A 24,969-nucleotide genomic window follows, 5' to 3' on the forward strand; every position below is an offset into this window, starting at 1 on the left:
AGGCCACGCCCCATACAACCGCGGACCACCGGCCGGCACCCGCCCGCTCCTGCGGCGTCCGGCCGGACCGGCGCGGCGGGTCCCCGCGCCCCTATCCTCCCCGCGTGGGGAGCGGGCCGGCCCTGGTGGCCGCGGCGGCGGTCGCCGTCGTGCACCTGGCGTTCCTCGGCTACGTCGTCTTCGGCGGCTTCCTGGCGTTGCGCGGGCTGGCCTGGCTGTGGCCCAGCATGGCGACCACCGTCTACGCCGCCGTCATCACCCTGGCCGGTTTCACGTGCCCGCTCACCACCCTCGAGAAGGCGCTGCTCGAGGCCGGCGGGCGGGTGCCCTACGAGGGCAGCTTCATCGCCCACCACCTGCACGGCGTCCTGTTCCCGGCGCGGTTCGAGACGGCGGCCTGGCTGACCTCGACGGGCATCGCGGTCACCTCCTACGTCCTGGCGCTGCGGCGGCACCGGCGCGCCGCCCGCTGACGGGGGCGCGGCCGGGACGGGCGTCCGTGCTGCGCCCCAGCCGGTTGCGTGCAACCCTCGTCCCCGGACGCCCGGCGACCTCGGCGCAGCACCGCGCCTCTCCCCGCGCCCGGCCTCCGGACGAGGTGGTGCGCCCGTGGACGTGGTCGACCTCAGCCGGTTCCAGTTCGCCTCGACCAGCATCTTCCACTTCTTCTTCGTCTCGCTGACCGTGGGACTGGCCTTCCTCATCGCGGTCATGGAGACGATCGCCTACGTCCGCAAGGACCGGCGCGAGGTGTACGGCAAGGCCACCGGCTTCTTCGGCCACCTGTTCCTCATCAACTTCGCCGTCGGCGTCGTCACCGGGATCGTGCAGGAGTTCCAGTTCGGGATGAACTGGAGCGAGTACTCCGACTTCGTCGGCAACATCTTCGGCGTCCCGCTGGCGCTCGAGGTGCTGATGGCGTTCTTCCTCGAGAGCACCTTCATCGGGCTGTGGTGGTTCGGGAAGGACCGGCTCAAGCCGTGGATGCGCCTGGCCAGCATCTGGCTGGTCGCCATCGGCACCCAGATCAGCGCGTTCTGGATCGTGCTGGCCAACGCCTGGATGCACCACCCGGTCGGCTACGAGGTGGTCGACGGCCAGGCGCGGCTCACCGACTTCGGCGCCGTCGTCTTCAACTACAAGGCCTGGCTGTACTTCGCCCACGTCCAGGGCAGCGCCTGGGTGGTCGCCGCGTTCTTCGTCCTCGGCATCAGCGCCTTCCACCTGCTGCGCCGCCAGGACACCGACGTCTACTCCCGGTCGCTGCGCATCGGGTTGGTCTTCGCCGCCGTCGGCACCGTCTTCTCCGTGGTCAGCGGGCACACCGAGGCCCAGGTCGCCCGCGAGGACCAGCCGATGAAGTTCGCGGCGATGGAGGCGCAGTGGGAGACCTCGGAGTCACCCGCCCCGTGGTCGCTGGTCGCGCTCATCGACCAGGACGCCCGGGAGAACCGGTGGAGCATCGAGATCCCCTACGTGGGCTCGATCCTCGCCTACAACAGCCTCGAGGGCCGCTACGACGGCATCAACCAGATCGAGGAGCAGTACGACGCCGCCTACGGCGAGGACGACTACACCCCGCCGGTGGCCTGGGTGTACTGGTCCTTCCGGATCATGGTCGCCATCGGCTCGCTGCTGCTGGCGACGGCGTTCCTCGGCCTGTTCCTCTGGTGGCGGCGCAAGGGCGGCCTGGACACCACCCGCTGGTTCCTGCGCGCGCTGGTCTGGTTTATCCCGCTGCCGTGGATCGCCAACTTCACCGGCTGGATGGTCACCGAGATGGGCCGCCAGCCGTTCATGGTCTACGGCGAGCTCACCGTCACCGAGGGCGTCAGCGCCAACACCGCCGGGGAGGTCCTCGCCGGCCTGGTGGGGCTGTGGGCGGTGTACCTCGCGCTGATCGGCCTGGACATCTACCTGCTCAGCGTGACCGCCCGGGCCGGCATCCACCGCAAGCCGGAGGCCCAGCTGGTCGCCGCGCCCGCGCCGGACTACGAGGACGCCGGCTTCCAGGGGTACGAGAGGCGGAACTGACGGTGGACCTCGTCACGCTCTGGTTCTGGCTCATCGCGCTGACGTTCACCCTCTACTTCTTCCTCGAGGGCTTCGACTTCGGCGTCGACATCCTGCGGCCGACGCTGGCCCGCACCGAGGCCGAGGAGCGCGCGCTCACCGGCACCATCGGCCCGTTCTGGGACGGCAACGAGGTGTGGGTCATCGCCGCCGCCGGGCTGATGTTCTCGACGTTCCCCGTCTGGTACGGCGCGGTGTTCAGCGGCATGTACCCGCTCTTCGTGCTGATCCTGCTGGCGCTGCTGCTGCGCGGGGTCTCCTTCGAGTACCGCAACCAGGTCGACAGCGCGCGCTGGCGGGCGTTCTGGGACTGGATGTCCTTCGGCGGCAGCGTCGTCCCCTCGTTCCTGTGGGGGGTGATCATGGCGAAGCTCATCGAGGGCCTGCCGGTGAACGCCGAGTCCCGCGTCGAGGGCGGGTTCGCCGCGATGTTCACCCCGTTCTCGCTGGTGGGCGGGGTGACGACGTTGCTGCTGTTCATGCTGCACGGCGCGAACTTCCTGCTCCTGCGCCTGCACACCGACACCGTGCTCTACAACAGGGCGCGCACCGCGGCGCTGCGCTGGGGCGCGCTGGCCACCGTGGCGATCGTGGCGTTCGTCGTGATGGGCTACGTGACCGAGGGCCTGTTCGAGAGCTTCGGCGTCGTGCCGTGGGTGTTCCCGGTGCTGGCGTTCCTCACCCTGGCCACCATCTGGCTGGCGCTGTCGCGGCGCCGGGACACCCTGGCGTTCACGATGAGCGGGCTGACCATCCTGTTCGCCACCGTCACGGTGTTCCTCGCCCTGTTCACCCGCGGCGAGGTGCTGCCCTCCACGCTCGACCCCGCCTACGGGCTCACGCTGCGGGAGTCGGCCAGCCAGCACTACACGCTGGTGCTGATGACCTGGGTGGGCGGGATCTTCCTGCCGCTGATCATCGGCTACCAGATCTGGAACTACTACGTGTTCCGGGAGCGGGTGCGGCCCGACGAGGGCGCCCTGACCCACGGCTACTGACGCGCCTCCCGTGAGCGACCCGAGCCCGACGCGGCGGCTGCTCGCCCTGCCCGGTCCCCGCCGGCTGCTGGCCGGCTGCGCGGCCGCGGGCGTGCTGACCTGGGCGCTGCTGGTCGTGCAGTGGGCGCTCGTGGCCGCCGTCGTCTCCCGGGTGGCCCTCGGCCGCGCGGCCCCGGCGGAGCTGACCGGCGCCCTGGCCGGCGTGCTCGCCGCCTGGCTGGCGCGCGCCGCGCTGCTCGGCCTGCGCGACCGCGCCGCCGCCCTCACCTCGGCCCGCGTGCGCCGGGAGCTGCGCGCCGCGCTGCTGCGCCGGCTGCTCGACCTCGGCCCCGCGCACGCCGCCGGCGAGCGCGCCGGTGAGCTGGCCACCACCGTCACCGGGGGCGTGGCGAAGCTCGACGGCGTCGTCGGCCGGCTGGCGCCGGGCGCCGCGGCCGCGGCGGTCGTCCCGCCGCTGGTCGCGGTCACCGTCCTCGTCCTCGACCCGGCCAGCGGCGGCCTGCTGCTGCTCACCGGCCCGCTGCTGGTGTTCTTCCTGTGGCTCACCGGCACCTTCGCCGCGCGGGCCGCCCGTTCGTCGTGGGAGACCCTCGGCCGGCTCGGCGCGGTGCTGGCCGACACCGTGCGCGTGCTGCCGACGCTGGTCGCGCACGGCCGGGCGCGCGGCAGCACCCGGTGGCTCGCCGGTGTCAGCGAGGCGCACCGCGCGGGCACGATGCGGCTGCTGCGCACCGCCTTCCTGTCCGGCTTCGTGCTCGAGTTCGGCGCGGTGCTGTGCACGGCGCTGGTGGCCGTCACCGTCGGCGTGCGGCTGTTCGAGGGCGACCTGCAGCTCGAGCGGGCGCTGCTGGTGCTGCTGCTGACCCCCGAGTTCTTCGCGCCGCTGCGGGCCCTGGGCGCCGACCGGCACGCGAGCCTGGAGGGCCGCCCGGCCGCCGAGCGCGTGTTCGCGCTGCTCGACAGCCCGGCGCCCACCCGCGGCACCCGCCCCGCGCCCGCCGGCGTCCCGGCGCTGGCGCTGCGCGGTGTCACCGTCCGGTACGGCACCCGCACCGCGCTCGACGGCGTCGACCTGGACCTGCCGCCGGGCTCCCGCACCGCGCTCGTCGGGCCCAGCGGCGCCGGCAAGACCACGCTGGTGCGGCTGCTGCTCGGACTCGCGCAGCCCGACGCCGGCACCGTGCTGGTCGACGGCGTCCCGCTCGCCGAGCTCGCCCCCGCGGCCTGGCGCGCCCGCGTGGCGTACGTCCCCGAGCGGCCGTGGCTGCTGCCGGGCACCGTCGCCGACAACGTGCGGCTCGGCCGCCCCGGTGCCTCCGGCGCCGACGTCGCCCGGGCGCTCGACCGGGCCGGGCTCACCGCCCTCGTGCGCGGGCTGCCCCGCGGCGCGGACACCCCGCTGGGGGAGGACGGGGCGCGGCTGTCCGGCGGCGAGCGGGTCCGGCTGGCGATCGCCCGCGCCCTCGTCGCCGACGCCGCGCTGCTCGTGCTCGACGAGCCGACCGGCCAGCTCGACGCCGCCACCGAGCAGCAGGTGCTCGCCGCCCTCGACGAGCTCGCGCGCGGCCGCACCCTGGTCACCGTCACCCACCGCGCCGCCCCGCTGGCCCTGCACGACCGCGTCGTCGGCCTCGACGGCGGGCGGCTCCGGGAGCCGGCGGTGCCCCGGTGAGGGAGGTCCTGGCGCTGGTGCGCGGGCCCCGCGCCGGCCTGGCCGTCGTCCTCGGCGCGCTCACCGTCCTCGCCGGGGCGGCGCTGCTGGCCACCTCCGGCGCGCTCATCACCGGGGCGGCGCAGCGCCCCCGCACCCTGCTGGTGCTCATGCCGCTGATCACCGGCGTGCGGCTGTTCGGCGTCGCGCGGGCCGCGCTGCGCTACGCCGAGCGGCTGGTCACCCACGACGTCACGCTGCGGGCGGTCGCCGCGGTGCGCGAGCGCGTGCTCGAGCGCCTCGTGCCGCTGGCGCCCGCGGCCCTCGTCGGGGTCCGCGGCGGGGAGCTGCTGGCCCGGGTGCGCGCCGACGTCGACGAGCTGCAGGGCGTCGTCGTCCGGCTGGTCGCGCCGGCCGGCGTCGCCGTGCTGGCCGGCGGCGCCGCCGTCACGCTCACCGCGCTCGTGTCCCCGCCCACCGCGGCCGTCCTCGCGGGACTGCTGCTCGTCCTCGGCACCGCCGTCCCGGCGGCTGCCGCGCGGGCCGGGCGCCGCGCCGCGGTCGCCGCCGCCCGGGCCGACGCCGACGTCACCGCCGACACCCTCGACCTGGTCCGGGGCCTGACCGACCACCTCACCGCCGACGGCGGCGCCACGGCCCTGCGCGCGCTCGACGGGCACCTGCAGCGGCAGGAGGAGGCCGAGCGGGCGGCCGCGCGGCTGGCCGCCGTCACCACCCTGTGCCGGGAGGGCGTCCCCGGCCTCGGTCTGGTGGCGGCGCTGTGGATCGTCGGGCAGGACGTCGCCCGCGGGGACACCGGCGCGCCGCTCCTGGCCGCCTGCGCGCTCGGCGTGCTCGGCGCCTTCGAGGCGGTCGGCGGCCTGGGCGCCGCCTGGAGCGCGGCCGGCGGCATCACGGCGGCCGCGCGGCGGGTGGCCGAGCTGGGGAACCGCCGTCCGGCGGTGGCCGACCCGCTGGACCCGCTGCCCCCGCCGGCCGGCTCCGTCCTGCGCCTCGAGGGCGTGACCGTGGTCCACCCGGGCGCGCCCGCCTCGGTCCTCGCCGGGCTGGACCTCGACCTCCCCGCGGGTGCGAAGGTCGCGCTCACCGGGCCGAGCGGGGCGGGCAAGAGCACGGTGCTCGCGCTGGCCGCCCGCGTCCGCGACCCCGACGCCGGCCGGGTCACCCTCGGCGGCACCGACCTGCGCCGGCTCCCGCTCGACGGCGTCCGGTCGCGGGTGCTGTGGAGCGCGCAGGAACCGCAGGTGCTCGGCAGCACCCTGGCGGCCAACCTGCGCCTCGGCCGGCAGGACGCGACCGACGACGAGCTGCTCGCCGTCCTCGCCGACCTCGGGCTGGGGGCGCTCGCGGTGTCGCCGGGCCTGGGCGGCTGGGTGGGCGAGGGCGGGTCGCGGCTGTCGGCGGGGGAGCGGGCCCGGGTGGCGCTGGCGCGCGTGCTGCTGAGCCCGGCGGACGTGCTGCTGCTGGACGAGCCCACCGCGCACCTCGACCCGGCCACCGCGGAGCGGGTGCTCGGCCTGCTGGCCCGCGACCCGCGGGCCGTGCTGCTGGTCACGCACGACGTGGCCACCCTCGACGACCGCTGGCGGATCGTCGGGCTCGGCGCGCCCGCGCCGCTCAGCCGGTGAGCACCGCCCAGCCGTGCGGCGGCAGCTCGACGGCGTCGCGCCGGACCGTGGCGGCCCCGGCGAGGACCGTCCCCGCGCGGGGCGCGGGCACGCGGGCCGCGGCGTCGCCGAGGTTGAGCGCCACCAGCAGCCGCTGCCCGTCGCCGGCGACCGCGTAGACCAGCTGCTCGTTGGCCACGTGCACCTGCTCGGGCGCGGCGGTGTGCAGCCAGCGGTGCCGGCGGCGCAGCCCGATGAGTTCCTGGTGCACGGCGAACGTCGGGGCGCCGAGCGGGGACAGCCCGGTGGGGTCGGCCGGGAACGGCGGCCGGACGGCGTCGTCGCCCCCGGCGCGGTGCTCCTTGACGCCGGTGAACGCGTGGTCGTCGCCGGCCCACACCGCCGGGGTGCCGCCCACGGTGAACAGCACCGCCAGCGCGTGCGGCAGGTGCCGCGGGTCGCCGACGGCGCTGGCGATGCGGGTGACGTCGTGGTTGCCGACGAACGTCCACGGGACGAAGGAGCACAGGAACTCCCCGTGCCGCTGCAGCGACCAGGCCAGCTCGAACAGGTTCCGCTCGGCGAGCCCGTGCCAGACCGCCTGCCACAGCTCGTACTGGGTGACCGAGTCCAGCCCGCCCTCGGCGACGATCCGCGGGTAGTCGCCGTGGATGACCTCGCCGACGACGTAGGCGCCGGGGTGCGCGGCGCGCACGGCGGGCAGCACCCGCGCCCAGAACGACGGCGGCACGGCGTAGGCGGCGTCCAGGCGCCACCCGTCGGCGCCGCGGTCGAGCCAGTGCGTCATCACCCGGGTGACCAGGTCGGCGACGGCGGGGGAGGAGTGGTCGAGCTCGACGAGGATGTCGTGGCCCTCGAAGACGTCGGCGCGCGGCGCGGTGCCCGGCGTCCAGCCCTCCGGCCAGGACAGCCGGAACAGCTCCGCCGTCGGGGCGCCCGGGCCCTGCTCGACCACGGCGCGGAAGGCGGGGTGCTCGCGACCGACGTGGTTGAACACCCCGTCGAGCAGCACCCGGATGCCCCGCTCGCGGGCCGCGGCGAACAGCGCGTCGACGTCGGCGTCGTCGCCCAGGCGCGGGTCGACCCGGAAGTGGTCGACGGTGTCGTAGCCGTGGGTGGAGCTGGCCGCGATCGGCCCCAGGGCCAGGCCGTTGCAGCCGAGGGCGAGCAGGTGGTCCAGCCACCGCTGCAGGTGCGGCAGCCGGTGCCGGACCTCCCCGGGCGGCAGGGCCTCCCGCTCGGCGCCGGTGAAGGACAGGGGGTGCACCTGCCACCAGATCGCGTCGGACGCCCAGGTCGGCACGGGTCCCCTCTCGCTCGCGTGCGACCGGCCGGCCGCCGGGACAGTCTCCCCGGCGGCCGCCTCAGACGTCGCGGCGGCCGAAGGACAGCGCGGCCAGCCCGCCGATCAGCACCAGCCAGACGGCCACCCACACCAGGTAGCCGCCGCTCAGCGGGGCGATCGCCAGGAACGGCGATCCCTCGAAGCCGGCCGCGGCCAGCGACGTCGTGTCCTGGAAGGCGTGCATGGCCCCGCGCCACAGCCCGTCGGTGGGCAGCAGCATCCGCGAGACCTCGCCGACCCGCGCCACGCCGTCGTTGCCGATCAGCTCGCCGACGCTGCCGACGACCCCGGCCACCCAGGTGGCGCCGAACAGGCCGACGGCGACGATGCCCGAGGCCATCGGGGAGACGGCGGTGGCCAGCAGCAGCGCCAGCGTCATGAGCACCGTCGTCTGCGCGGCGAGCAGCAGCAGCCCGACCACCGGGTCCGGCGGCCAGAAGCCCACCGCCCAGTACACGACGGCGAACTGCGCGAGCCCCGCGGCGAACACGTACCCGGTGCCGAAGGCGACCAGCCCGAGCCACTTGCCGGCGAGCACGGTGGCGCGGCGCACCGGCCGGGCCAGGATCGACAGCGCCTGTCCCGACTCGACCTCCCCGGACAGCGTCGGCCCGGCGAGGAAGGCGGTGCCCAGCGCCGCGATGAGGCTGTAGCCGAACATCACCAGGTTGAGCAGCTGGGAGGCGAACAGCCGGGCCTCGCCGCTGGTGAGCGCGCCGAACTCCGGGTCGACCGTGGCGAGCTTGGCGAAGCCCCACGCCGACAGGCCCAGCAGCGCGAGGGTGAGCAGGCCCAGGGCCCGCAGCACCTTGCGGCGGGCGGCCTCGCGCAGGGTGAGGCCCGCGAAGGTGAGCGCCGTGCTCATGCGTGCTCCTCCCGCAGGATGCCGAGCAGCCGCTCCTCGAGGCTGATCCGCACCGGCTCGACGGCGTGCACCCGCACGCCCAGGGCCACCAGGTCGGCCACCAGCGCGGGTACGACGGCGTCCTCCTCGCCGGCCGGCAGCGCCACGGTGACCTCGCGGCCGGTGCGGGTGACCGCGCCGACCGCCGCCATCCGCGCCTCCGCGGCGGGGGTGAGCCCGTCCAGCCGCAGCCGCAGCTCGCGCTGGCCGAGCAGCTCGGCGAGCGTGCCGGAGGCGGCGACCCGGCCGCGGTCGAGGATGACCACCCGGTCGCAGACCCGCTCCACCTCGCCGATCAGGTGCGAGTTGAGCAGCACGGCCACGCCGCGCTCGCGCAGGTCGAGCACCACGTCGCGGACGTCGACCCGGCCCAGCGGGTCCAGCGCGCTGGTCGGCTCGTCGAGGACCACCAGCTCCGGGCGGGCCACCAGCGCGACGGCCAGGCCGAGGCGCTGCTGCATGCCCTTGGAGAACCCGCCCACCCGGTCTCCGCTGCGCGCGGCCAGCCCGACCCGGGCCAGCACGTCGGCCTGCTCGGCGGCCGGCACCCGCGCCCCGGACAGGCGCACGTGCAGCGTGAGCACCTCGGCGGCGGTCAGCCACGGCTGGTAGCGGAAGAGCTCGGGCAGGTACCCGACCCGCTCGCGGGCGCGGGGGTCGCGGCCGGGGCGCCCGAGCAGCAGCACCTCGCCGTCGTCGGGCCGCACCAGGCCGAGCAGCATCTTGATGACGCTGGTCTTGCCGGCGCCGTTGGGGCCGAGCAGGCCGACCACCTCGCCGCGGCCGACGCTGAAGGAGACGCCGTCGACGGCGGTGCGTTTCCCGTACCGCTTGCGCAGCCCCGAGCACCACACCGCCGGGGACGGCGGCAGCTGCTCGAGCAGCGCTGCGGCGTCCCCGGCGGCGGCGGTGCGACCGGCGGTCAGCCGAGGTCCCGGGCGACGGCGAGGACCTCGTCCTCGGACAGCGACCCGGCCACGCCGGTGACCACGCCGTCCTCGACCCAGACGACGCCGTGCAGGGTGCCGTCGCGGGTGGCGAGCACCGTGGCTTCGGTGCCGTCGACGTCGGCGGTGGAGACGGTGGCGAGCTCGGCCGGGACCGGCAGGGGCAGCGTGGTGCCGTCGCCGGTGAAGGTGCGCAGCTGGGCGGCGAGCTCGTCGGGCAGGCCCGGCAGGCCGAGCAGGTAGTCCCGCGCGGTCTCGAACGGGACGCCCGACGAGTAGGCGACCGGCGCGGTGACCCGGCCGACCACCAGCGCCGGCACCCCGCGGGCCTCCGACCACACGGCGGCGACGCCGGGGCCGGCCTCGAGCCGGAAGGTGGCGCCGTCGAGCCCGGCCGGGGGCGGCGGCAGCGTCTCGCCGGCCGCCGCGGCGGCCTGCGCGGCCCGGTCGGCGGAGAAGGTGAACTCCGCGACCGCCCGGCCGCCGACGGTCCAGGCCGGCTCCCCGGTGACCCCGGTGGGCAGCTCGGCGACCTCCGGGGCCTCGAGGCCGGTGGCGTCCTCCGCGGCGGCGGCGTCGGCCACCTCGCGCACGTCGGGCTCGGACACGAACGTCACGTCGCCGTAGGCGGTGAGGTCGGGCAGGCCGACCAGGTCGGTGGTGCTCACCGGGACGGCGGCCACCTCCTCGGTGCGGAACACCTGCAGCCAGTCGGCGGCGGCCGCGGCACCGGCGCCGCCGAGGACGACGACCACGCCCATGGCGGCGACGACGGGGCTGCGCAACGCGCCGCGCCAGCGGCTCGCCCGGGCCGGCGCGGGGGCCGACGCGGGGGTCGGGCGGGCCTGCGCGGCGACGGCGGCCGACAGCCGGTGCCAGGCGGCGTCGGTGCCGGCGGCCCCGGCGGCGGGGGACAGGGCGGCGGGGGACAGCGCGGCAGGGGACAGCGCGGCCCCGACGGCGTCGGCGTCGGCGCGGGCCCGGGCGAGGCCGGCCAGGCACACGTCGCAGCCGGCGACGTGCGCGCGGTCGGCGTCGGCCACGCCGGCCGGCTCGTCGACGAGGCGGCGCAGCGTGCCGTCGGTCGGGTGGCGGTCAGCGAACAGGCGCATGAGAGGTCAACTCCTCGCGAAGGGCGGACTCGGCGCGTCGGACGGTGGTGCCGACGCTGCCGGGGGACAGGCCGAGGGCGGCGGCGACGTCGGCGTAGCTCAGGCCGCTGTGCCGCAGCACCAGGGCCACGGCCTGCTTGCGCGGCAGCCGGGCGAGGGCGGCGCGGACGCGGCCGGACTCCTCGCGTGAGACGACGGTGTCGGCGACGTCGGGGGCGGACAGGGGACCGTCGGCGGCCGCCTCCTCCCGGGCGGCGCGGCGGCGGCCCGAGCGGAGGTGGTTGAGGGCGGTGTGGGCGGCGGCGACGGCGAGCCAGCCGGGCGCCTCGGCGGCGGGCACCGCCGAGCGGGCGAAGGACAGGAACACCTCCTGGGCGACGTCCTCCGCCTCGTCCCGCGAGCCGAGCACCCGGGCCGCGACCGAGACGACCGCCGGGTAGCCGGTGCGGAAGACCTGCTCCAGGTCGGCCCGGACGGCGCCCGGCGCTCCTGCCACGGCTGCGTCCCCCCGCCTGCCTCGCTCCCGCACGGCGCCCCGTACCGACGCGGTCCGGAGGGCGGCGGCCGGTGCCTGCCTCACGACGTCCACATCCCTACAGCACCGCCGGCGCCGCGGATGTGACACGCCGCCCGGACGGGAGCACGAGGCGACAGGATGGGCGGGCGTCCCGGCGCCCGCCGGGCCCGGGTCCAGGAGGTCGCCGTGAGCAACCACGTCTACCGGCTCAGCGAGATCGTCGGCAGCAGCCCCGCCGGCGTCGACGACGCCATCCGCACCGGCATCGCCAAGGCTGCGCAGACGGTGCGCAACGTCGAGTGGTTCGAGGTCACCCAGGTGCGGGGCCAGGTCGTCGACGGCGAGGTCGCGTACTTCCAGGTCGCGATGAAGATCGGCTTCCGCGTGGAGGACTGACCGCTCAGCGGGGGTCGAACGGCACCACCGCGTCGGGCCGGACCGGGATCGGGTTGGGCCACTGCGAGGCGGTGCCGGTGATGGGCTGCGCGTCGGTGACGACGGTGTGCGGCGTGCCCGGGTAGACGGCCAGCACGCGGGCCGGGTCGGTCAGCGTCTCGGTGTGCTCGACGAGCTCCCCCCGGCGGAGGAACGACGTCGTCCGCTCCCCGCGCAGCTCCGCGCCGACCTCGGCCACCCAGCGCGCGCCCTCGTGGGTCCAGGTGACCGAGCGGACCCGCTCGGCCGGCGGGGCGGGCTCGACCCCGGCGAACTCCGCGAGGGCCTCGTAGAGCCGCTCGGCCTGGTCGTCGTCGGTGGCGCGGGGGAGGAAGAACGTCGGCACGCCGGCATCCTCCCCGGCGCCACCGACATCACCCGTCCGCGAGCCCGGCGTAGGTGGTGCGCAGCTCGCGCTTGAGGATCTTGCCGCTGGCGTTCTTCGGCAGCGCGTCGGCGAGCGCCACGTGCCGCGGCGTCTTGAACCCGGCCAGCCGCTCCCGGCAGAAGGCGACGAGCTCGCCGGGGTCGACCGGCTGCCCGTCCCGGGGGACGACGACGGCGGTGACCGCCTCGATCCAGCGCGGGTGCGGGATGCCGAAGACGGCGACCTCGGCGACGGCCGGGTGCTGGTAGAGCACCTCCTCGACCTCGCGGCTGGCCACGTTCTCCCCGCCGGTCTTGATGACGTCCTTCTTGCGGTCGACGACGGTGATGTAGCCGTCGGCGTCCATGACGCCGAGGTCGCCGCTGTGGAACCAGCCGTCGCGGAACGCCTCGGCGGTCTTCTCCGGGTCGTTCCAGTAGCCGGCCGTGGCGTGCGGGCTGCGGTGCACGATCTCGCCCTCGACGCCGGGCCCGACCGGCTGCCCGAGGTCGTCGACCAGGCGGGTCTCGCCGTTGAGGCAGGCGGTGCCGGCGGAGCCCGGCTTGCGCAGCTGGTCCTCCGGGGACAGGACGAGCGCCAGCGCCGACATCTCGGTCTGCCCGTAGAAGTTGAACAGCGCCATCCCCGGCAGCCGGCGGGACAGCTCCTCCACGGTGGCCACCGGCATGATCGAGGCGCCGTAGTAGCCCTTGGCCAGCGACGACAGGTCGCGCCGGTCGAAGTCGGGGTGCCGCAGCAGGCCGATCCACACCGTCGGCGGGCAGAACAGGCTGGTGATCCGCTCCCGCTCGATGGTCTCCAGCACGCGGGCGGGGTCGGGCGCGTCGAGGACGACGTTGGTGCCGCCGAGGTAGAGCGCCGGCATGAGGAACACGTGCTGGGCGGCGACGTGGAACAGCGGCAGCGCGTGCAGGGCGACGTCGTCGGGGGAGTAGCGGCCGTCGACGATGCAGCTGACGTACTGGGTGACCAGGCTGCGGCTGGTCATCATCACGCCCTTGGGCCGCGACTCGGTGCCGCTGGTGTACATCAGCTGCAGCACGTCGTCGTCGGCGACGGGGACGTCGACGGGGGTGGCGTCCCCGTGCGCGGTCCACGCCTCGTAGGGCTCCCACCCCTCGGGCGCGCTGCCCTCGCCGCCGAGCACGCCGCGCAGCACGACGTCGCCGTCGCGGCCGGACAGGGCCAGCGCCTCCTGCGCCACCGGGAGCAGGGCGGCCTCGGCGACGACGCCGGTGGCCCCGGAGTGCTCGAGGATGTAGGCGACCTCGCCGGCCTGGAGCATGAAGTTGACCGGGACGGCGATCGCGCCGAGGCGGGCGAGGGCGAAGGTGAGCACCACGTAGCCGTCGTCGTTGTGCGACAGCAGCGCCACCCGGTCGCCCCTCGCCACCCCGCGGGCGGCGAGCGCGTTCGCGGTCCGGTCGACGACGGTGTCGAGCTCGGCGTAGGTGTGGGAGCGGTCGCGGAAGCGCAGCGCCGTGCGGCCCGGTGCGCGGGCGGCGGAGCGGCGCAGCAGGTCGGCGAGGCCGTGCCGGCGCGCCCTCGTGGTGGTCGCGGTGAGCTGCTCGTCGAACACTGGGGGCTCCTCCGCCGCCGTCGGTCCCGGGACGCGCCGGGTGTAGCAGCAGCGGACACCCGGCGTCGAGGGAGCCGACGGCCCTGACACGGGCGCGGACTCCGGGCAATGTCGCCGGCCGCCGCATCACCGGCCCCGGATGTGGTGCCACGGCACACTCCGGCGCGATCCCCAGAGGAACTGGTCGGAGCCGTATCACCGACAGGTCACAGTCCTGTCGTTCCTGCCCGACCTGCCTTGACCTGCGCCCTATCGTTCCGCGCCATGTGGCCCATCTCACGTCCGGGACAGCCGCCCGCGGAGGCGCCGTGCTGACCGTCGACTCGCTGCGCGTGACCTACGGCGGTGCCGTCGAGGCCGTCCGCGGCGTCTCGATGGAGGTGCCCGACCGCTCCGTCGTCGCGGTGCTCGGCAGCAACGGCGCCGGCAAGAGCACGCTGCTGCGGACCATCTCCGGCACGCTGCGGCTGCACCGCGGCCGGGTCGACGCCGGCACGGTGCGCTTCGAGGACACCGACCTCACCCGGCGCGACGCCGGCCAGATCGTGCGCCGCGGCGTGGTGCAGGTGCCCGAGGGACGGCGCATCTTCGGCCGGCTCACCGTCGAGGAGAACCTGCGCGCCGGCGGCATGGGCAACCGCGACCGCGCCGCCAAGGCGAAGGCCGTCGCCCGCGTGCACGACCTGTTCCCGGTGCTGCGTGAGCGCGCCGGGCAGCGGGCCGGCCTGCTGTCCGGCGGCGAGCAGCAGATGCTCGCCATCGGCCGCGCGCTGATGGCCAGCCCCCGCCTGCTGCTGCTCGACGAGCCCTCGCTCGGCCTCGCGCCGCGCGTCATCGGCCAGATCGGCGAGGTCATCGCCGAGATCAACCGCCAGGGGACGGCGGTGCTGCTGGTCGAGCAGAACGCCACCATGGCCCTCGGCGTCGCCGACCGCGCCTACGTCCTCGACGTCGGCCGGGTCTCGCTGTCCGGCGACGCCCGCGAGCTCGCCGCCACCGACGAGGTGCAGCGCCTCTACCTCGGCCACACCGGCGACGCCCCGGTCCGCCGGGAGGACACCGCCGCGCGCCGCACCCTCTCGCGGTGGACGGCGTGAGCGCCGCAGCGCCCGGGAGCACCCGGGACACCACCCGCGACGACGTCCCGCCGGTCGAGGTCGACGGCGTCAGCGTCGCCTTCGGCGCGATCAAGGCGCTGAACGACGTCTCCTTCACCGTCGCCCCCGGCTCCATCCACGCCGTCATCGGCCCCAACGGCGCCGGCAAGTCGACGCTGTTCAACGTCCTGTCCGGCGTCTACCGGGCCACCTCCGGCGAGGTGCGCTTCGGCGACGCGGTGCTGAGCTCCATGCGGCCGTTCCAGATCGCCGGCGTCGGCGTGGCCCGCGCCTTCCAGAACATCGCGCTGTCGGGCGCGCAGACCGTCGCCGAGAACCTCATGCTCGGCCGCCACCACCTGACGAAGGCGGGGTTCCTCTCCTCCGGGCTGCGGCTCCCGCGCGCCACCCGGGAAGGGAGGAAGCACGGCGAGCGGATCCGGGAGATCGCCGAGTTCCTCGACCTCGGCGACAAGCTGCACACCCCCGTCGGCGTGCTCTCCTACGGCGACCAGAAGCGGGTCGAGGTGGCCCGCGCGCTGTGCATCGAGCCGCGGCTGCTGCTGCTCGACGAGCCGGTGGCCGGCATGAACGCCCAGGAGACCGAGCGGATGGCCGGGGCGATCCGCGAGATCCGGGCGGCGCTGGGCATCTCGGTGATCCTCGTCGAGCACGACATGGGGATGGTCATGTCGCTGGCCGACCGGGTGACCGTCCTCGACTTCGGCCGGCGCATCGCCGACGGCACCCCCGCGCAGGTCCAGTCCGACCCCGAGGTCATCCGCGCCTACCTGGGCTCCGGCACCGAGACCGACCCGGCCGAGGCGGCCGCCGCCCACACCACCGACGCCACGGGGAGCCCGGCGTGACCCAGTTCCTGTCCCTGCTGCTCAACGGCATCTCGCTGGGCGCCATCTACGCGCTCATCGCGCTCGGCTTCGTGATCATCTTCAAGGCCAGCGAGGTCGTCAGCTTCACCCACGGGTCGCTGCTGCTGCTCGGCGCCTACTCGATCGCCCGGCTGTCGGAGCCCCTCGGCTTCCTGGCCGCCGTGCTCGTCGGCGTGCTGATCACCGCGTTCGCGGCGTTCCTGGTGGAACGGCTGATCATCAACCGGCTGCGCGGCGCCCCGGTGATCAGCCTCGCCATCGTCACCATCGGCGTCGACATCATCCTGCTCACCGAGCTCATCCGGCAGATCGGCCCGGACATCCTCAACGTGCCCCACCCGTGGGGCGGGGACTCCGTGCGCATCGGCGGCGTCGGCATCAGCGAGAACCGGCTCATCGCCATGGGCGTGGCCGGCATCCTCATCGTCGCCTTCTTCGTCGCCTTCAAGTACTCCAGCTGGGGCGTGGCGATGCGCGCCTCGGCCGAGGACGGCGAGGCGGCCGCGCTCATGGGCATCCGCCAGGGCCGGGTCTCGGCGCTGGCCTGGATCGTCGCCGGCGTGCTCGCCGCGGTGGCGGCCCTGTTCCTCGTCGGTGCCCCGACGCCCGGCGTGAGCGCCGCGGCCTACACGGTGGCGCTGCGCGCCTTCCCCGCGGCGATCCTCGGCGGCCTGGACTCCACCGGCGGCGCGCTGGTCGGCGGGCTGCTCATCGGGATCACCGAGGCGATGGCGGCGGGCTACCAGGAGCAGCTGTCCTTCCTCGGCCGCGGCTTCGGCGAGGTCGCCCCCTACGTCGTGATGATCATCGTGCTGCTGGTCCGCCCCTCCGGCCTGTTCGGGACCAAGGAGCTGACACGTGTCTGACACCCTCTCCGCCCCGGCCGGGGCCACCCGCACCGGCGCGGCGGCGCCGGCCCGCGCGGCCCGCTCGCCGATGCGGTTCCTCAAGCCGCTGCTGCTGCTCGCGCTGCTCGCCCTCCTGCTGGTCCTCCCGCTGTACGTGGAGGAGTTCTGGCTGCGCACCGGCTTCGCCGTCGCCGGGGCGATCGTGGGCGCGATCGGGCTGAACCTGCTGGTGGGCACGACCGGCCAGCTGTCGCTGGCGCACGCGTTCTTCCTGGCGGTCGGCGCGGTCAGCTACACGTTCATCTCCGGGGAGTCCGGCGGCCTGGGCACCCGGGCGGTGCTGCGCGGGCTCGGGTTGCCGCCGATCGTCGGGATGGTCGTCGGCGTGCTGCTCGCCGGCCTCGCGGGGCTGCTGTTCAGCCCGATCGCGGCCCGGCTGCGCGGCATCTACCTCGGCGTCGCCTCGCTCGGCCTGGTCTTCATCGGCGTCCACGTGCTCAACACCTGGACGCCGGTGACCGGCGGGTTCAACGGCCGCTCGGTGCCGGAGTTCTCGCTGTTCGGGTTCAGCTTCGGCAACGACGACCCGCAGCTGTTCGTCCTGGGCGTGCCGTTCCGCGAGGCCGAGCGCCTCTGGTACCTCGGCCTGGTCCTCGCGCTCGCCGCTTACGTCTTCGCCCGCAACCTGCTGCGCAGCCGGCCCGGCCGGGCGCTGCAGACGCTGCGCGACAGCGAGGTCGCGGCGTCGGTCATGGGCGTCAACGTCCAGGCCTACAAGGCCCGGGTGTTCCTGGTCAGCTCGATGTACGCCGGGCTGTCCGGGGTGATGTACGCGCTGAGCATCGGCAGCATCGCGCCGGAGTCCTTCGGCCTGACCGTGTCGATCCTGTACCTGGCGATGATCGTGCTGGGCGGGCTCGGCTCGGTGGCCGGTGCGGCCCTCGGCGCGGCGTTCGTCACCGCCCTGCCGCTGGTGTTCCAGCAGTTCGCCGACGTGCTGCCGCTGGTCAGCTCCCCGGGCGAGGGCGGCATCGCCGCGGGCATCGCCGCCCGCTACCTGTTCGGCGCCGCGGTCATCCTCGTCGTCCTCTTCGAGCCCGGCGGCCTCGCCGGCTTCGCCAACCGCTTCCGCCGCCGAGGGCGAGCCCCCGGCCGCGGATCCCCGAGCGCCTCCCCGGCCTCGGCGGCCGACCGTCCCACCGACACCGACCCGTCCGATCCACCAGCGCAAGGGAGCAGCACCAGATGAGAGCAGGTACGCGTCTGCGGGGGGCCACCGTCCTGACGGCGGCGGCGGTCGTCGCCGTCACCGGCTGCAGCACCAAGGCGCCGGACAGCGGCGGGGGCGGCGGCGGTGGCGGCGGTGAGGCCAGCGAGGTGACCACCGACGTCGGCGTCGAGGGCACCACCATCCGCCTCGGCGTCCTCACCGACCTGACCGGTGTGTTCGCCGCGCTCGGCACCGACATCACCAACGGCAACACGCTGTACTGGCAGGACAACCAGGTCTGCGACACCTACGACGTCGAGCTCGACGTCCAGGACACCGGCTACGTGCCGCAGCAGGGCGTGCAGCTCTACAGCGGCATGAAGGACAACGTCCTGGCCATGCAGCAGACGATCGGCTCGCCGATCAACACCGCGCTGGCGCCGGAGTACGAGGCCGACTCGATGGTCAACTTCCCGTCGGCGTGGGCGCGGACCCTCACCGAGATCCCGGGCACCGGCGTCCTCGGCGCCACCTACGACGTCGAGCTGGCCAACGGCTACCAGTACCTGTTCGACCAGGGCCTGCTGGCCGACGGCGACAAGGTCGGCCACATCTACTTCGAGGGCGAGTACGGCGAGAACGGCCTCGCCGGCACCCGCGCGGTGGCCGAGGCCCGCGGCCTGGAGGTGGTCGAGGCGCAGATCAAGTCCTCCGACCAGGACATGTCGGCGCAGATCACGCAGTTCGCCTCCGAGGGCGTCAACGCGATCGTGCTGACCGTCGCGCCGGCGCAGACCGCCTCGGCGGCTGCGGTGGCGCAGGCGGCCGGGCTCGACGTGCCGATCCTCGGCAGCAACCCGGTGTTCGCGCCGGGCCTGCTGCAGGGCCCGTCGGCGCAGTGGCTCAAGGACCACCTGTACGTGGCCTCGCCGATCACCGCGTGGGACGCCCAGCCCGAGCTGCTCGAGCAGTACCAGGCGGCCTACCCGAACACGACGCCGAGCCTCGGCGCGGTCTTCGGGTACGCGATGGGCGACGTGATGAACCAGGTGCTCACCGCGGCCTGCGAGAGCGGCGACCTCACCCGCGAGGGCGTCACCGCCGCGTTCGGCGAGCTGAGCGACGTCGACACCAGCGGCCTGCTGGTGCCGATCGACGCCTTCGAGACCGGCGTCTCGCCGAGCACGCAGAGCTTCATCCTGCGGCCGGCCGACGTCCCCGGCGGCGCCGAGGTCGTGCAGGACGCGTTCGAGGGCGAGCTGGCCGGCGAGCTCGCGGGCTGAGGAAGGACCCCCGTGCCCCCCGGCCCTCGCTGACGCTCGGGCCGGGCCCCTGCACGGGGGCCGTTCCAGCACGTCACCTGGCGCCCCCTCCCGACACGGGAGGGGGCGCCGGTGGCGTGTCCGGGGCCGCTCAGCCCAGGACGGGCAGCTCGATCCGCGAGGGGTGCGCGGCGTCGCCGAGGACCTCGAACCGGCACGGGCGGCCCGACGCCGGCACCGCGAACGGGTCGCCGGTGCCGAGGTTGCGGGCGAACCGCGGGAACGCGCCGCCGGCCACCTGCACCCGCAGCCGGTGCCCCGCGCGGAACCGGTAGGCGGTGGGGAAGAGCTCCACGTCGACGGCGAGCGCCCCGTCGGCGCCCACGGTGACGTCGGCGGCCGGCACCGAGCGCGGGTCCAGCCGCCGGATGCCGTCGACGACGTTGCGCGACACCCCGGCCGGGTCGACGTCGCACAGCCGCACGAACAGGTCGGCGTGCGCCAGCTCCGGGCGCACCGAGACCCGCGCGCGGACGTGCCCGACGACGTCGAGGTCGCGTTCCAGCACCGGCCCGGTCCACACGAGCACGTCGTCGCGGGCCTCGACGGCGCGGTTGTCGGCCTGCTTGCCGGGCCGCTCCAGCAGCGGGCCGCCGACGGTCGGCGTCGGGTCGGCGGGGTCGTGGGTGAAGGTGCGCGGCGCCTCGCCCGGCGTCCCCGCGTCGCCGGTGAGGGTCCCGTCGGCGCGCAGGTGCAGCACCTCGGCGCGGGTGCCCGGCGGCGGCCACGACGTCGTCTCCAGCCAGGTGCCGGCCTGCTGCAGGTACAGCCGCACCGGCGCGCCCGAGGGCGCCGGGGCGCCCTGCAGGTGGTGGCGCAGCCATGCGACGTCGGTGCGCACCGCCTCCCGCAGCTCCGCCGGGTCGCCGTGCAGCCAGGGCCCGACGGTGACCCGGACCGGGACGCCCGCGGCCTGCAGGCGGGTGACGTCGGTGAGCTGGGCGGCGGCGAACAGGTCCCACCAGCCGGTGACCATGTTGGCCGGCGGCATGCGGGAGAGGTCGGCGCCGTCGTGGTCGGCGACGGCCCAGAACGGGTCGCCGGGGGCGGCGTGGCCGGTGAAGTCGCGCCAGAACGGCACGGGCGCGCCGACGACGGCGGTGTCGGCGGCCTGCAGCGGCAGCAGCCGCAGCGCCCGGTCCACCCGGGCCCGCAGGCCCGGGTTCAGCGGGGCGGGCAGCCCGCCGGCCTCCTGCCGCCCGATGGCCACCGACCAGCGCAGCGCGTTCTCCAGGCCGGGCGCCCCGTGGTCGTAGAAGGCGGTGGTGATCCGCGCGGCGGTCACGTGCGGGGAGACCGCGACCAGCGGCGGGTCGGCGTAGGGGGCCACCGCCCACTGGGTGTGGCCGAAGTAGCTGGCGCCGGTCATGGCCACCCGGCCGTCGCACCAGTCCTGCGCGCGTAGCCACGCCAGGGTGGCCAGGCCGTCCTCGCGCTCGGTGGTGAACGGCCGGAAGTGCCCGCCCGAGCCGAAGGTGCCGCGGGTCGACTGCACGAAGACCTGGAACCCGCGCCGGGCGAAGGGCGCGGCCAGGGCGTGCGCCAGCAGCCCGGCGCGGCCGTAGGGCAGCCGGATGAGCACGACGGGCAGCGGGCCGGACGCCGCGGCGGGGCGGTAGTGGTCGCCGAGCAACGTGACGCCGTCGGGCACGGGAACGGCGACGCCGCGCTCGACGGTGTAGCGGGTGGCCCGCAGCGGCAGCCCCAGGGCCGCGTCCGCGAGGAGCCCGCCCAGGCGTGCCGCTGCGCTCATCCCGCCGTCCTCCCGGTCGCCGACCCGACGCGGGCCACTCTGCCGGACCCCGCGCCGGGCCGCGTCCCGGTCCTGGGCCAGGTGATGTGCGGTCGCGGCGCGTTCCGGCGGGCGGATGCGCCGCAACCGCACATCACCGGCGACCGGTGGACGCCGGTGGCCCGGTCCGGGCGCCGGGACGGGTCACCCGGGTCCGACGATGTGCGCCGGCGCCTCAGCCGCGGGGGCGGGGCGGCGCGACCGGCTCCTCCAGCCAGTTCCAGCTGTGGTGGCTGAACAGCGTCTTGTTGCCGTGCGAGTCGTAGACGACGAGGTGGCCGGTGGCGGTGAAGCTGAAGCGGGCGGCGTCGTCGAAGCGGAGCACCTCGCCGTCGGCGCGGTGGAGGTCGAAGGCCATGCCGGAGCGTGGCACGGCGGCCGCGGCGCGGCAGGTCCGCACGGACCGATGACGCGCGGGACCGATGAAGCGCGGGACCGATGAGATGCGGCCGCGCCGGGCGTCTCTCTTGCACCACCCCACGTCCCGGCACCCGGAGGCCCCCGTGACCACCACCCCGGCCCGCGAGATCCGCAGCGCGACCCTGACCGTCCCCGGCGCCGAGCTCGCCTGGGACGTGCGCCCCGCCGCCCCCGGCAGCCCGCCCGCGCCGCCGCTGCTGCTCGTCGGCTCGCCGATGGCGGCCGCCGGCTTCGGCACGCTGTCCGGCTCCTTCCCCGACCGCACCGTCGTCACCTACGACCCGCGCGGCTCCGAGCGCAGCCGCCGCACCGACGGCGCGACGACCAGCACGCCGCGGGAGCACGCCGGCGACCTCGCCGCCGTCATCGAGGCGGCCGGCGGCGGCCCGGTCGACGTCTTCGCCAGCAGCGGAGGCGCCGTCAACGCCCTCGAGCTCGTCGTCCACCACCCGGAGCTGGTGCGCACGCTGGTGGCGCACGAGCCGCCGTCGATCCCGGTGCTGCCCGACCGCGCGGAGGCCTCGGCGGCCACCCACGCGGTGGCCGACGCCTACGCCCGCGACGGGTTCGGCGCCGGGATGGCGGGCTTCATCCGGCTGGTCTCGCACCGCGGCCCGGTGCCGGCCGACCTCGGGCCGGTGCCCGACCCGGCCGCGTTCGGCCTGCCGGCCGGCGACGACGGCGCGCGCGACGACGTCATGCTCGGCCAGAACCTCCTCACCTGCACCCACCACGAGCACGACGTCGAGGCGCTGCGCGCGGCGACCGTGCGGATCGTGCTGGCGGTGGGGGAGGAGTCGGCCGGGGAGCTCGCGCACCGGGGCGGCGAGGGCATGGCCGCGCGGCTGGGCACCGAGCCGGTCGTCTTCCCCGGCGGCCACGCGGGGTTCCTCGGCGGCGAGTACGGCCAGACCGGCGAGCCGGAGGCCTTCGCGGCCCGGCTGCGGGAGGTCCTCGACGGCGCCGCGTGATTCCGGCCGCGCCGTGTGCACACGGCGCGGCGGGAGGGCCGCCCCGGGCGCGGTGCGTGCACACGGCGCGCCCGGGGCGGCGGGGACCGGACGGGTCAGGCGTCGGGCGCCTGCGGGTCGCCGTCGTCGCCCGCGGTCTCCGGCCCCTCGGCGAGCAGCAGGTACAGCGCGCGGCGGGCCTGGGCCAGGACGTCGGCCGCGGCGGCGAGCTGGGCCTCGCTGCCGGTGCGGGTGACCTGGCGGACCGCGCCGTGCACCTGCTCGAGCAGCCCGCGCAGGTCGGTGCCGGGGGCGGCGGCCTGGACACCGGCGAACGGGTCGGCGCCGGTGCCGCGCAGCTGCTCGACCGCCGCGCGGCCGGTGTCGGTGAGGGTGGCGAGCTTGCGGCCGGCGTCGGCGGTCACGGTGACCAGGCCCTCGTCCTCCAGCTGGGCGAGCGTCGGGTAGATCGCGCCGGGGCTGGGGGTCCAGCGCCCGCCGCTGCGCTCGCCGATGGCCTGCATCAGCTGGTAGCCGTGCATCGGCTGCTCGGCGAGCAGGATGAGCACGGCGGCGCGGACGTCGCCGCGCGGGGCGCGTCCCCGGCGGCCGCGACCGCCGGGCCCGAAGCCGGGACCAAAGCCCGGCCCGAAGCCGGGGCCCTCGGGACCGCCGAAGCCGAAGCCGGGGCCGCCGCGGTGTCCGCGGCCGTGCCCGTGGTGGGGGCCGGGGCCGGCCTCGGGGTCACCGCCCCGGCCCGGCCCGCCGGGGCCGAAGCCGAACGGGCCGCCGAACGGGCCGCCGGCCGGCATGCCGCCCCACCGGGCGGCCCAGTCCTCACGGCCGCGCCGGCGACCGCCCCAGCCGGGGTGCCGGCCGGGCCAGGGAGCGGAGCCCTCGGGTGGCTCGAAGGGGTGCGAGTTCATGGCGTCCTCCTGACGTATCGGATGACGGTAACGATACATCGCTACATGCCAGCACGGCCAGTGGTGAAGGAGGACGCCGCGATCGCCTGCACGGCCGCCTCGCCCAGCGCGTCCACCTCCGCGGCCAGCGCGGGCAGCGTCACCAGGGTCGGGCCGGAGGCGGCGAGCAGCCGGGCCAGGCGGCCGGCGACCACCTCGACCTGCCGCGCCGGTGGGGTGCCCGGGGCCGGCGGGGCGGGCGGCAGCACCGACCAGGGCTGCCCGGTCTCCGCGCACAGCACCGGCATCCGGCGCAGCAGCGCCGCGCCCTCGGCCGCCAGCCGCCACAGGGCACCGGTGCGCAGGTGCGCCGGCCCGGTCGACCCGGCGGTGGCCCAGCGGAGCAGGCGCACCACCTCGGTCCACACGAGGTCGGACACCACGTCGTCGACGGCGCGGCCGCCGGGCGGGCGCCGGGTGAGCACGAGGGTGCGCGTGGCGGAGGGGTCGAAGAGCCAGGCGGGCCGGTCCGCGTCCATGCCCCCGCACCCTCGCCGTCGTCGCTGGGGACGACCTGGGTGCCGGCGGGGAGCCGCCTGCCGGTCAGGCGAGCGCGGCGAGCACCGCCGCGGCGGCGGTGTCTAGGGCGGTGCGGGCGCGGCCCCACGACGTCGAGGCCGGGAAGTCGCCGAGCAGCACGACGACGGTGCCGTCGGCGAGCACGCCGGCCGAGTGCAGCTGGCGGGTGCCGCGGACGCAGCACATCCACCCCTGCTTGGCCGCCACCCCGGAGGTCCCGGCGAGCAGCCCGAAGGCCTGGGAGAAGCCGTCGGCCGCGGTCGCCGAGGTGGCCCGCATCCAGCCGAGCAGCGTCTGCGCCGGCCCCGCACCGAAGGTGGTCTCGAGGCCGGCCAGCAGCCGGGCGACGTCGGCCGCGCTGGTGGTCGCCTCGCCCCACTGCCCCGCCTCGGCCGGGGGAGCGGTGGCGGACAGGCCGGCCGCCGCGGCGGCGTCGGTCACGAGCGCGGCGCCGCCGAAGCGGTCCCACAGCAGGCTCATCGCGGTGTCGTCGGAGCGCACGACCGCCCGCTCCATGCGGCCGAGGTCGGTGCCGGTCAGCGTCACCGCGCCCTCGGCGCCGAGCTGCAGCAGCCGGCCGACGACGAGCAGCTTGACCAGCGAGGCGGTGGGCACGGCCTCACCGGCCGCGGGCCCGGCGACGACGTCCTCGCCGCCCGGGCCGACGACGGCCAGGGCCACCGAGCCGCGCGCCCCCGCGGCCGCCGCGTCGACCGCCGCGAGCACGGCGCCGGTGTCCACGGGCACCACCCGGTCCTGGACGGCGGCCCGCGTCGGCGGCCCGGCCGGGTCGGGTGCCGTCGTCGCGGTGGTCGCCGTACCGCTGGTCGTCGTGCCACTCGTCGAGTTGCTCGTCGCCGTCGTGGTCCCGGCGGGGGAGGACGACGCGGTGTCCACGCGGGTCGCCGCGCTGCCGCCGAGCAGCGCCACGACGACCGGCAGCGCGACCAGCAGGGCCACCGGCGGTGCTGCCGGCCGGCGCGCGCGGGCGCCCGGCCCGGGGCGGCGGACGGCGCTCACGGCCGCAGCCTGCGCCGCGTTCCTGGCAGTTGCGTGAACGCCGTGTTGCCGGACGGGTCGCGGCGGCGGGCCTTGCCCGTCCGCGGTGGCGGGAGCACGCTCGGGGCACGGCTGGTCCGCACCGCTGGAGGTCGCCGTGGAGGCACGCGTCGGGGACCGGATCTGCGTCCGGTCCACCCACCAGGGAGAGCCGGAGCGCACCGGCACCGTGCTCGAGGTCCGCGGGGAGCGCGGCGGGCCGCCCTACGTCGTCCGCTGGGACGCCGACGGGCACACCGCCGTGTTCGTCCCGGCCGGCACCTGCACGGTGCTGCCCGAGCCGGCGGCCGGCTGAGCGG

The 24,969-nt window shown here is 76.2% G+C and carries 25 protein-coding genes; 13 read left to right on the top strand and 12 right to left on the bottom strand.

The features are described from left to right. Positions 1–104 precede the first annotated feature (104 nt). From ACI78R_RS11265 to cydC, 5 genes are all read left to right on the top strand, one after another. The gene (locus ACI78R_RS11265) at positions 105–473 is read left to right on the top strand and encodes a DUF2784 domain-containing protein (protein ID WP_073419767.1); all 369 of its coding nucleotides are present in this window, start codon (positions 105–107) and stop codon (positions 471–473) included. Between the two features lie 136 nt (positions 474–609). After that, positions 610–2,034: a cytochrome ubiquinol oxidase subunit I gene (locus ACI78R_RS11270; protein ID WP_457040784.1), complete on the top strand. Its 1,425-nt coding sequence runs from the start codon at positions 610–612 to the stop codon at positions 2,032–2,034. Between the two features lie 2 nt (positions 2,035–2,036). Then, positions 2,037–3,071, top strand: a complete 1,035-nt coding sequence (cydB, locus tag ACI78R_RS11275; protein WP_073419769.1) for a cytochrome d ubiquinol oxidase subunit II — start codon at positions 2,037–2,039, stop codon at positions 3,069–3,071. A gap of 10 nt (positions 3,072–3,081) precedes the next feature. Next, positions 3,082–4,743, top strand: coding sequence for a thiol reductant ABC exporter subunit CydD (cydD, locus tag ACI78R_RS11280; RefSeq protein WP_457040785.1), 1,662 nt, complete (start codon positions 3,082–3,084; stop codon positions 4,741–4,743). Continuing rightward, positions 4,740–6,371 (top strand): thiol reductant ABC exporter subunit CydC, encoded by a 1,632-nt coding sequence (cydC, locus tag ACI78R_RS11285; protein ID WP_457040786.1) that lies wholly within the window; start codon positions 4,740–4,742, stop codon positions 6,369–6,371. The genes cydD and cydC overlap by 4 nt, the downstream gene beginning before the upstream one ends. Here the strand turns inward: cydC and ACI78R_RS11290 are convergent. From ACI78R_RS11290 to ACI78R_RS11310, 5 genes are all read right to left on the bottom strand, one after another. After that, on the bottom strand, positions 6,361–7,674 hold the full coding sequence (locus ACI78R_RS11290) for an alpha-amylase family glycosyl hydrolase (protein WP_457040787.1): 1,314 nt from the start codon (positions 7,672–7,674) through the stop codon (positions 6,361–6,363). The genes cydC and ACI78R_RS11290 overlap by 11 nt on opposite strands. A gap of 61 nt (positions 7,675–7,735) precedes the next feature. Next, complete coding sequence (locus tag ACI78R_RS11295; RefSeq protein WP_073419772.1) at positions 7,736–8,581, bottom strand: ABC transporter permease; 846 nt, start codon at positions 8,579–8,581, stop codon at positions 7,736–7,738. Then, entirely contained in the window at positions 8,578–9,474 is an 897-nt protein-coding gene (locus ACI78R_RS11300) for an ABC transporter ATP-binding protein (RefSeq protein WP_457040788.1), read from the bottom strand. The genes ACI78R_RS11295 and ACI78R_RS11300 overlap by 4 nt, the downstream gene beginning before the upstream one ends. Before the next feature lie 68 nt (positions 9,475–9,542). Beyond that, positions 9,543–10,679 (bottom strand): hypothetical protein, encoded by a 1,137-nt coding sequence (locus ACI78R_RS11305; protein ID WP_457040789.1) that lies wholly within the window; start codon positions 10,677–10,679, stop codon positions 9,543–9,545. Then, positions 10,663–11,175: an RNA polymerase sigma factor gene (locus ACI78R_RS11310; RefSeq protein WP_217651188.1), complete on the bottom strand. Its 513-nt coding sequence runs from the start codon at positions 11,173–11,175 to the stop codon at positions 10,663–10,665. The genes ACI78R_RS11305 and ACI78R_RS11310 overlap by 17 nt, the downstream gene beginning before the upstream one ends. Before the next feature lie 207 nt (positions 11,176–11,382). Between ACI78R_RS11310 and ACI78R_RS11315 the strand changes: the two genes are divergently transcribed. Continuing rightward, positions 11,383–11,592, top strand: coding sequence for a dodecin (locus ACI78R_RS11315; protein ID WP_073420648.1), 210 nt, complete (start codon positions 11,383–11,385; stop codon positions 11,590–11,592). Between the two features lie 4 nt (positions 11,593–11,596). On the opposite strand, the gene ACI78R_RS11320 is transcribed toward ACI78R_RS11315, so the two are convergent. Both ACI78R_RS11320 and ACI78R_RS11325 read right to left on the bottom strand, forming a co-directional pair. After that, entirely contained in the window at positions 11,597–11,977 is a 381-nt protein-coding gene (locus ACI78R_RS11320; protein WP_457040790.1) for a hypothetical protein, read from the bottom strand. A 28-nt stretch (positions 11,978–12,005) separates the two neighbouring features. Continuing rightward, positions 12,006–13,598 (bottom strand): acyl-CoA synthetase, encoded by a 1,593-nt coding sequence (locus ACI78R_RS11325; RefSeq protein WP_457040791.1) that lies wholly within the window; start codon positions 13,596–13,598, stop codon positions 12,006–12,008. Positions 13,599–13,906: 308 nt separating this feature from the next. On the opposite strand from ACI78R_RS11325, the gene ACI78R_RS11330 reads away from it, so the two are divergent. The 5 genes from ACI78R_RS11330 to ACI78R_RS11350 are packed head-to-tail and all read left to right on the top strand — an operon-like array spanning position 13,907 to position 18,926. Continuing rightward, positions 13,907–14,695, top strand: coding sequence for an ABC transporter ATP-binding protein (locus ACI78R_RS11330; protein WP_457040792.1), 789 nt, complete (start codon positions 13,907–13,909; stop codon positions 14,693–14,695). After that, positions 14,692–15,564 carry an ABC transporter ATP-binding protein gene (locus tag ACI78R_RS11335; RefSeq protein WP_457040793.1) on the top strand — a complete coding sequence of 291 codons (873 nt, stop codon included), beginning with the start codon at positions 14,692–14,694 and terminating at the stop codon, positions 15,562–15,564. Before ACI78R_RS11330 ends, ACI78R_RS11335 begins: the two co-directional genes overlap by 4 nt. Further along, positions 15,561–16,451: a branched-chain amino acid ABC transporter permease gene (locus ACI78R_RS11340; protein ID WP_457040794.1), complete on the top strand. Its 891-nt coding sequence runs from the start codon at positions 15,561–15,563 to the stop codon at positions 16,449–16,451. Before ACI78R_RS11335 ends, ACI78R_RS11340 begins: the two co-directional genes overlap by 4 nt. Continuing rightward, positions 16,444–17,682 carry a branched-chain amino acid ABC transporter permease gene (locus ACI78R_RS11345; protein WP_073419778.1) on the top strand — a complete coding sequence of 413 codons (1,239 nt, stop codon included), beginning with the start codon at positions 16,444–16,446 and terminating at the stop codon, positions 17,680–17,682. The genes ACI78R_RS11340 and ACI78R_RS11345 overlap by 8 nt, the downstream gene beginning before the upstream one ends. Further along, complete coding sequence (locus ACI78R_RS11350) at positions 17,679–18,926, top strand: ABC transporter substrate-binding protein (RefSeq protein ID WP_457040795.1); 1,248 nt, start codon at positions 17,679–17,681, stop codon at positions 18,924–18,926. Before ACI78R_RS11345 ends, ACI78R_RS11350 begins: the two co-directional genes overlap by 4 nt. A gap of 130 nt (positions 18,927–19,056) precedes the next feature. Here ACI78R_RS11350 and ACI78R_RS11355 read toward each other — a convergent pair whose 3' ends face one another. Both ACI78R_RS11355 and ACI78R_RS11360 read right to left on the bottom strand, forming a co-directional pair. Then, positions 19,057–20,718 (bottom strand): CocE/NonD family hydrolase, encoded by a 1,662-nt coding sequence (locus ACI78R_RS11355; RefSeq protein ID WP_457040796.1) that lies wholly within the window; start codon positions 20,716–20,718, stop codon positions 19,057–19,059. Between the two features lie 214 nt (positions 20,719–20,932). Next, positions 20,933–21,115: a hypothetical protein gene (locus tag ACI78R_RS11360; RefSeq protein ID WP_073420650.1), complete on the bottom strand. Its 183-nt coding sequence runs from the start codon at positions 21,113–21,115 to the stop codon at positions 20,933–20,935. Between the two features lie 145 nt (positions 21,116–21,260). Here ACI78R_RS11360 and ACI78R_RS11365 point away from each other — a divergent pair, with 145 nt between their 5' ends. Beyond that, on the top strand, positions 21,261–22,148 hold the full coding sequence (locus ACI78R_RS11365; RefSeq protein WP_457040797.1) for an alpha/beta fold hydrolase: 888 nt from the start codon (positions 21,261–21,263) through the stop codon (positions 22,146–22,148). Between the two features lie 95 nt (positions 22,149–22,243). Here the strand turns inward: ACI78R_RS11365 and ACI78R_RS11370 are convergent, their stop codons facing one another. The 3 genes from ACI78R_RS11370 to ACI78R_RS11380 all read right to left on the bottom strand — a co-directional run bounded on the left by ACI78R_RS11370 (position 22,244) and on the right by ACI78R_RS11380 (position 24,631). Further along, the gene (locus ACI78R_RS11370) at positions 22,244–23,053 is read right to left on the bottom strand and encodes a PadR family transcriptional regulator (RefSeq protein ID WP_457040798.1); all 810 of its coding nucleotides are present in this window, start codon (positions 23,051–23,053) and stop codon (positions 22,244–22,246) included. A 41-nt stretch (positions 23,054–23,094) separates the two neighbouring features. After that, positions 23,095–23,571: a hypothetical protein gene (locus tag ACI78R_RS11375; protein ID WP_457040799.1), complete on the bottom strand. Its 477-nt coding sequence runs from the start codon at positions 23,569–23,571 to the stop codon at positions 23,095–23,097. A gap of 64 nt (positions 23,572–23,635) precedes the next feature. Next, positions 23,636–24,631 carry a serine hydrolase gene (locus ACI78R_RS11380; RefSeq protein WP_457040800.1) on the bottom strand — a complete coding sequence of 332 codons (996 nt, stop codon included), beginning with the start codon at positions 24,629–24,631 and terminating at the stop codon, positions 23,636–23,638. 136 nt (positions 24,632–24,767) lie between these two features. On the opposite strand from ACI78R_RS11380, the gene ACI78R_RS11385 reads away from it, so the two are divergent. Beyond that, positions 24,768–24,965, top strand: a complete 198-nt coding sequence (locus ACI78R_RS11385; RefSeq protein ID WP_073419784.1) for a DUF1918 domain-containing protein — start codon at positions 24,768–24,770, stop codon at positions 24,963–24,965. The last annotated feature ends 4 nt before the right edge of the window (positions 24,966–24,969 follow it).

This window comes from Geodermatophilus sp. SYSU D01106 (assembly GCF_054049995.1).